The following is a 7,708-nucleotide window of genomic DNA, read 5'->3' on the forward strand; positions in this document are numbered from 1 at the left end:
AAATATACAGAAAAATAAAGGAGAAATATAAATGGTAAAAGTTTTAAATCACCCCCTAATTACTACAAAATTAACAATAATGAGAGACGAAAACACAACACACCATTTATTTAGGGAATTACTAAAAGAAATTTCAACATTAATGGTGTATGAAATTTTAAGAGATTATAAAACTGTCGATTGTAAAGTTAAAACAGCAGTGGGAGTGGAAACTATTGGACAAAAAATGGAACAAGAAATTGTCATAGTACCAATTTTAAGAGCTGGTCTTGGGATGGTAGAAGGAATTTTATCACTTGTTCCAACATCAAGAGTTGGACATATTGGAGTTTATAGAGATGAAAAAACTTTTGAAGTTCATGAATACTTTTATAAAATACCTAATGTTTCTAAAGATTCTTTAATTTTAGTGGTAGATCCAATGCTTGCCACTGGAACATCAGCAGTAGATTCTATTAGTAGATTAAAAGCTGATGGATTTAAAAATATAAATTTAGTTTGTCTTGTTGGTGTGCAAGAAGGAATTAATCATGTTTCTTCTAAACATCCAGATGTTAAAATCTTTTTAGCAGCAAAAGACGAAAAATTAAATGATAAAAAATATATATTACCCGGTCTTGGAGATGCAGGAGATAGGATTTTCGGTACAAAATAATGAATAAATTTGCAACAGTTGATATTGGCGGAACTAATGTTCGTTTTGCTTTAATAAAAGAACACAAAATTACAAAAAAAATTAAATTTCAAACCAACACAACTAACTGACAAGAAACACTTGATAAAATAGTTAAACTCATCAATAGATATGAAATTAATAAATTAGCAGTTTGCATTCCAGGGCCTGCTAACTACAAAGATGGTATCATCTTTAACACCCCTAATTTAAAAGGTTGAAAAAATTTAAATGTTAAAGAATATCTTTTAAATAACACTAAATTAGAAAAAATTGTTTTTGAAAATGACGCTAATGCTATGGCTTTAGCTAACCATCATTTTTATAATCAAAATAAAGAAGATATAACTCAATTTTTTACCATTTCTACAGGATTTGGTGCAGGATTAGTTATTAACAACCAAATTTACACTGGAGTAAATCATTTAGGACAAGAAATTGCTAGAATTCCTCTTGGAGAACCACTTTTTAGCACATTTCATTTATCTAAATATGCTGCAGAACTATTTGTTTCTGGAACAGGTTTTGCACTAAGAGCTAGTCAATTAAAAGATAAAAAAGTAGATGCAAAAGAAGTTTTAGAAAATTACAACAAAGATGAAACTTTTGAAAGAGTTTATAATGAATCTGTTATAACTTTAGCTAAAACTATTGCTACATTTATAGGGATTTTAGCTCCGAATTTAATTGTTTTTGGAGGTTCAGTAACTCACAAAAACAGTTTCTTTGTAAAAGAAGCTATTAAAATGGCAAAAACACTTTGTGATAAACAACAATTTAAACAAGTTAAGTTTAAATTTGATAAATTAAAGGACAATTCAGCACTTATTGGATTAAGTTATTTATTAAATGCATAAAAACTTTTCTTACTCCAAAGAAAGAGTTGTGTTTTCAATTGTATTTACAGCTATTTTTCTTTGTTTATCTTTAATAGCTCTTTTTCTAAGTAAATATATAGCGTGACCACTTGGGGATTTTGGTTTAAAAATTGACCTATCAATTATCTTTATATTTCCAATCGCGTTCTTTTTGCGTTATAGATATACTTTAATTGCTTTATTAATAAGATTTCTTTTAGGACCAGTAATTCAATTAAATATAGATGCAACGGGTTATTTGGGACATTTTATTTTATTAGTAGCAAACTTGATCTTTATATTTAGTTTTTTCTTGTTTAAAAAACTTTTTGAAAAAATAATTAAAAATAAAAACTGGTTTATTATTTTATCTTTAGTTTTATCTATTATAGTTACAACTATTGTAATTACCACACTAAATATTTTTGTTTTTAATTGACCATATTTTTATTTATATGGTATAAAAATGAGTTATAAAGAATATTTAACTAAATATTTTACAGTTTCTTTAATTACTTTTATTCCATTTAATTTAGCTAATTACCTTCTTTCTTCAATATTAACCTTTGGAATTATTGTATTTTTAGAAACTTATTATAAAAATCACAGAAAACAAAAACATCATATTTAAAAAACAAAATATGATGTTTTTTTATTGAAACGGACTCAAAATTTAATTAACTAAAAGGGCATAAAATGAATTTTTCCATAAAAATTCATAAAAAATGCAACTTTTTGATTTTATTTTATAAAAATTATTCATATTTTTCTATAATTTTATATGTAATCAAAAATTAATATTTTTAAGGAGAAAAATGAAATTAAAGAATATTTTAATTAAATCAAGTCTAGTGTTAACACCAGCAATCGCTTTTGCAACTGTTGTTTCTTGTGGTGAAAAAACAACAAATCAAACTTCAACTAACCAAAATTCAGAAGATAAAAACATTTTAGATAATCAAAGATGATTAGCTAATGTTTGAAATTCAGTTTCAGCAGAAAAAGATGCTATGGCATACACTTTATACCAATCAGCAATGAAACAATTTGATACTTTAGTAGAAGGACAAACAAGTGTTTTTGAACTTGATAAAGTAAAAACAAATGGAGAACATGTAACTGTTACAAATACAACAGAAGGAAAATCTATTCCAGTTGTATTTATGGATTTAGATGAAACAGTTTTAAATAACTATGCTTACCAAAATTACTTAGTGTTACATAAACAAACATTTAATGCAGATTCATGAAATCAATTTGTTCAAGATAAAAAAGCTAAAAAAATAGCAGGAGCTATTGAATTTATTAAACACGTATGATCAAAAGGTGGAGTTGTTATGTTCAACTCAAATAGAGAACAAGAAAATCAACTAGAACCTACAAAAGCAAATTTAGTAGCTGAAGGATTAGAAGCAAAATACATGCCAAAATGAATTTGATGAATGCAAGGAGTTGATTTAACCAAAGACAAACCATGAGATCACATTCAAAAAGATGCTAATGGAAAAAGGGTAAAATCTGCTAAAGAAGCAAGAATGAATTTAGTAAGTTCTGATAAAAAATTTGACTTAAGTGCTGAACAATCAGGAGCAACTGCTGTTTCCTTTAAAGTTGTTATGAGAGTTGGAGATAACTTTGATGATTTCAACGACATAGCATCAGCTAAAAAATCTAATACAGATAGAAAAACAGTATTAGAAACAACAAAAAAATTATTTGGTAACTTTGATGTTAATACAAAAGGAATCAAATATACAAAAGGCACAGATGGTCAAGTAACTCACGAAAATGAAACTTGAGCAGAAGGATATGTTCTAATTGGTGGTAATGCTTCATATGGTGGATTTGAAGAAGGACTTGCAGAAGGATATTATGGACTTTCTGATGATAAAAAAGTTGCAGCACTAAAAGCAGCACTTAATTCATTAAAATGAAAAGATTAAAATAGATTTTAAAAAAATTAGCACTTTTTATTGGAGAGTGCTAATTTTTATTATATAATTTTATTTATTGTATAATTAAATAATTAAATTAAGCAAAGGGGAGATATGCAAAATAAAACAAAAAACAAAATGTTATTATTAAATTTCGATGAAGTCTTTCTTTTTACTAAAAAAGTAATTAGACTAGATGAACAAGAATTTAAATTTTTATGAAAAGAAAGGGAAAAATACGGGGAAAATAACGATTTAAGTGAAGGTTTTCCTGTAGTTATTTCTCATTTTGATTTATGAATCGACTCTACAATGAATATGGAAGTAATTCCTGATGAAGAAAAAGTTGGTATAGTTTGAAGAATAATTGATATAAAAAGAGAGATGAAAACTTTTGTTGAATTAAATATGTTGCCAACAGCTCAAAAGGTTAAAATTAATTCTTTTTCTCCAGTAGATAAAAGTTTTAGTAGAATCATCGGTCAAGATGTTGATGCAGAATTTATAAAATTTAATTCTTCTAGTCTTGGCGCTGTAAAAGCTGGTATTAGAAAAATGGAAGAAGAATTTTCAAATCATTCCTTTTTAAAACCAATTAAAGAATTTTTTGAACCACTTTTTTCATTAAAAAATTTAATGGATGAAAATGAAATCATTTTTCCACTTTTAGCAATTGCTGAAGAAGTAGATTTACCAAAAGAATATAAAAAACGTTTAATTTTTGCAACAGATAATTTACAAAGATTAGCAGCAATGGCAGATTTTATTAATAGTTTGATTCAAGAAAGAGCGATTGTTAATGAAATAGAAAATAAAATGAAAAAAACTCTTGATAAACAACAAAAAGAATTTATTTTAAGAGAAAAAATGAGAGCAATTCGTCAAACATTAGGTGATGAAGATTCTCAAGAAGAAAAAAATGAAAAAGAATTGTTTAAAAAAGATGATGAAAATAAATTTCCTTTAGAAGTAAGAGAAATAATTAAAAATGAAACAAGAAAATTAAAAGGAATGTTGTCTAGCTCTCCTGAAGCCAATGTAACTAAAAATTATTTAGATTTAATTTATAATTTACCTTGAAGAAAAGTAAAAATTGATCATTTAGACATAGAACAAGCATCCAAGGAATTAGCAAAAAAACACTTTGGTTTAAAAGATGTTAAAGAAAGAATTTTAGAATTTCTTGCTGTTTTAACAAACATAAAAAACAAAAATGATGAGAAAAAATTAAATATTATTAAGCCATTGCCAACAGAAAATGCTGCTTTAGATTTAAGTTTATTTGATAAACATTCTAATAAATTAAATAATAATATGCCTATTTTAACTTTAGTTGGTCCTCCTGGAACAGGAAAAACTTCTATTGCTCAATCTATTTCTGACGCCATTGGGAGAAAAATGATAAAAATTTCTCTTGGTGGAGTTAGAGATGAATCAGAAATTAGAGGACATAGAAGAACTTATGTTGGAGCTATGCCAGGAAAAATAATTAATGCAATTAAAAAAGCAGGTGTTTCTAACCCGGTTATCTTGTTAGATGAAATTGATAAAATGTCTTCAGATTTTAGAGGAGATCCTGCATCAGCAATGCTAGAAGTTTTAGATCCAGAGCAAAATAAATTTTTCCAAGATCATTATTTAGAAACAGAATATGATTTATCTAAAGTTATTTTTATTGCAACAGCAAATTACTTTGATGGTATTCCCGAAGCTCTTGCAGATAGAATGGAAATTATTGAATTATCTTCCTATACTTTATTAGAAAAAAAAGAAATTGCTAAAAATCATTTATTAGATAAAGTTTTAAGCGAAACTCAATTAGATAAAAAATACTTTAATATTGATTTAGAAACAATTGAATACATTATTAAATCTTATACAAGAGAAGCGGGAGTAAGGGATTTAAAAAGAAATTTAGATAAAATTGCTAGAAAAATTATCGTTAAACTATTAAAAAACGAAATTAGCAAAGACAAAGATTTTATAGTTGATAAAAAAGTTGTAACAGATATGCTTGGAATTGAAAAATTCTCAGATGATATAAACGAAACTAAACCACAAATAGGGATAGTTAATGGACTAGCTTACACTGCTTATGGTGGTTCAACATTATCAATTGAAGTTAATACCGTTCCTTCTACCAAAGCTGAAATTAAATTAACTGGTCAATTAAAAGATGTTATGAGAGAATCTGCAGAAATAGCTATTAGTTATGTTCGTGCAAATGCTAAAGAATTTGGTATTGATTTTGATTTTGAAAATAATCAAATTCACATTCACGTTCCTGAAGGTGCGGTTCCAAAAGACGGACCTTCTGCCGGTGTAACTTTCACTACCGCAATTATTTCTGCTTTAGCTAAAAAACCTGTTTCTCCAACAATTGGAATGACAGGAGAGATAACATTAAGAGGAAAAGTATTAGCAATTGGTGGTCTAAAAGAAAAAACTCTTGCAGCATATAAATTTGGTATTAAAACTATTTTCATTCCTAAAGATAATGAAAAAAATATTGTTGATCTAGCTGAAGAAGTTAAAGAAAATATTACTTTCCACCCAGTTTCTAACTATCAAGAAATTTACAATTATATTTTTAAATCTCAAACAAAAAATAAATAATTTAAAAACAAAAATTCAACCAAAATCATAATGGTTGATTTTTTATTTAATGAATACCTTTTTTCAAAAAGTTAAAATAATATTAAAAAAACAATTTTTTATTTTGTTTTTTACCAAAAAAATATAAAATTATACATATGAAAAAGCTTGATAAAATTACACCTTGAAAAGAAAACTTTGCACAGTGATATGTGGATGTTATAAAAAACGGAGAATTAATAGAATATGGTCCTGTAAAAGGAACTATAATCTTTAAACCTAATTCTTATGCTATTTGAGAAAATATTCAAACAGAAATGAATAAATTATTTAAAGAAAAAGGAATTCAAAATGTTTATTTACCAATGCTAATTCCTGATTTCTTTATTAATACAGAAAAAGAGCATGTGGCAGGTTTTGCTCCTGAACTTGTTACTGTAACACATATTGGTGATAAAAAATTACACAATAACCTGTATATTAGACCTACTAGTGAAGTTTTATTTGCTGATTTGTTTAAAAAAAATATTGAATCTTATAAGGATATGCCTTTGATTTATAACCAATGAACTTCAGTTATGAGATGAGAAAAAACAACAAATCCTTTTTTAAGAACTAGTGAATTTTTATGACAAGAAGGACATACAGTTCACTCCGATGCTATGGAAGCTAGAAAATTCACAAGAGACATGATTAAACTTTATGAAAGATTTTTAAAAAAATATTTAGCTATTCCTACAGTTGTTGGTAAAAAAACACCAAGAGAAAAATTTGCAGGTGCTTGTTCTACTTATACAATTGAAGCTATGATGAAGGATGGAAAAGCACTTCAATCAGGAACTTCCCATTATTTAGCTCAAAATTTTTCACGTGCTTTCAAAATTATTTTTACAAATAAAGATAATAAAGATGAATTTGCTTATCAAACATCTTGAGGTTTATCTACAAGATTATTAGGTGCTTTAATTATGACTCACGGAGATGATTCTGGAATTGTAATTCCACCAAGAATAGCTCCAATTCAAGTTGATATTCTCGAACTTTTTGCAAATAAAAATCCACAAGTGTCAAAAACAGTAAATCAACTAGAAAAATGACTAGCTAAAAAACTAAAAGTTAGAGTAGATAGAAGCGATAATCAACCAGGATATAAAGCGGCTAATTCAGAAATTCAAGGAGTTCCTATTAGAGTGGAAGTAGGACCTAAAGATGTTGAAGAAGGTGTAGTTACAGTAGTTAGAAGAGATACATTACAAAAAGAAAAAGTAAAAATTTCTATTTTAAGAGATTATCTTGAAGACAAATTAATTGAAATTCAAGATAGTATGTATCAAAGAGCTAAAAAAAGACTTGAAGACAATACAGTAGTTGTAAATAACTATGAAGATTTCAAAAAAGAAATTGCTAAAAATAAATTTGTTATTACTGCATTTAATGGAGATGAAAAAGAAGAAGAAATGATCCAAAAAGAAACTGGTGCTACTTCTAGATGTATTCCATTTAAATATTTAAAACCAGTTGATGAAGGCTTATGTATGTTTTCACAAAAACCTTCAAAAAGATATGTTCTTTTTGCAAAAGCTTACTAAAAACACAAGTTATCTAAACTTGTGGGAAGTGTAATAAATTTTGTGTAAAAATTTCTCAAT

6 protein-coding genes are annotated in these 7,708 nt (G+C 26.6%); all 6 read left to right on the plus strand.

The genetic code is table 4. The annotated features are described in order from the left end of the window. Nucleotides 1–31 precede the first annotated feature (31 nt). Nucleotides 32–655, plus strand: a complete 624-nt coding sequence (gene upp / locus ACXX88_RS01090) for a uracil phosphoribosyltransferase (protein WP_436358499.1) — start codon at nt 32–34, stop codon at nt 653–655. Continuing rightward, nucleotides 655–1,530 (plus strand): ROK family protein, encoded by an 876-nt coding sequence (locus ACXX88_RS01095; protein WP_458559334.1) that lies wholly within the window; start codon nt 655–657, stop codon nt 1,528–1,530. The genes upp and ACXX88_RS01095 overlap by 1 nt, the downstream gene beginning before the upstream one ends. Further along, on the plus strand, nt 1,523–2,161 hold the full coding sequence (locus tag ACXX88_RS01100) for an MPN527 family putative ECF transporter permease subunit (protein WP_458559335.1): 639 nt from the start codon (nt 1,523–1,525) through the stop codon (nt 2,159–2,161). The genes ACXX88_RS01095 and ACXX88_RS01100 overlap by 8 nt, the downstream gene beginning before the upstream one ends. A gap of 184 nt (nt 2,162–2,345) precedes the next feature. Then, nucleotides 2,346–3,473, plus strand: a complete 1,128-nt coding sequence (locus tag ACXX88_RS01105; protein ID WP_436358496.1) for an HAD family acid phosphatase — start codon at nt 2,346–2,348, stop codon at nt 3,471–3,473. A gap of 105 nt (nt 3,474–3,578) precedes the next feature. Next, nucleotides 3,579–6,080: an endopeptidase La gene (gene lon, locus ACXX88_RS01110; protein ID WP_436358495.1), complete on the plus strand. Its 2,502-nt coding sequence runs from the start codon at nt 3,579–3,581 to the stop codon at nt 6,078–6,080. Nucleotides 6,081–6,217: 137 nt separating this feature from the next. Continuing rightward, nucleotides 6,218–7,648, plus strand: a complete 1,431-nt coding sequence (gene proS / locus ACXX88_RS01115) for a proline--tRNA ligase (protein WP_436358494.1) — start codon at nt 6,218–6,220, stop codon at nt 7,646–7,648. Nucleotides 7,649–7,708: the final 60 nt, after the last annotated feature.

The sequence above is a fragment of the Mycoplasma sp. 5370 genome (genome assembly GCF_054343435.1).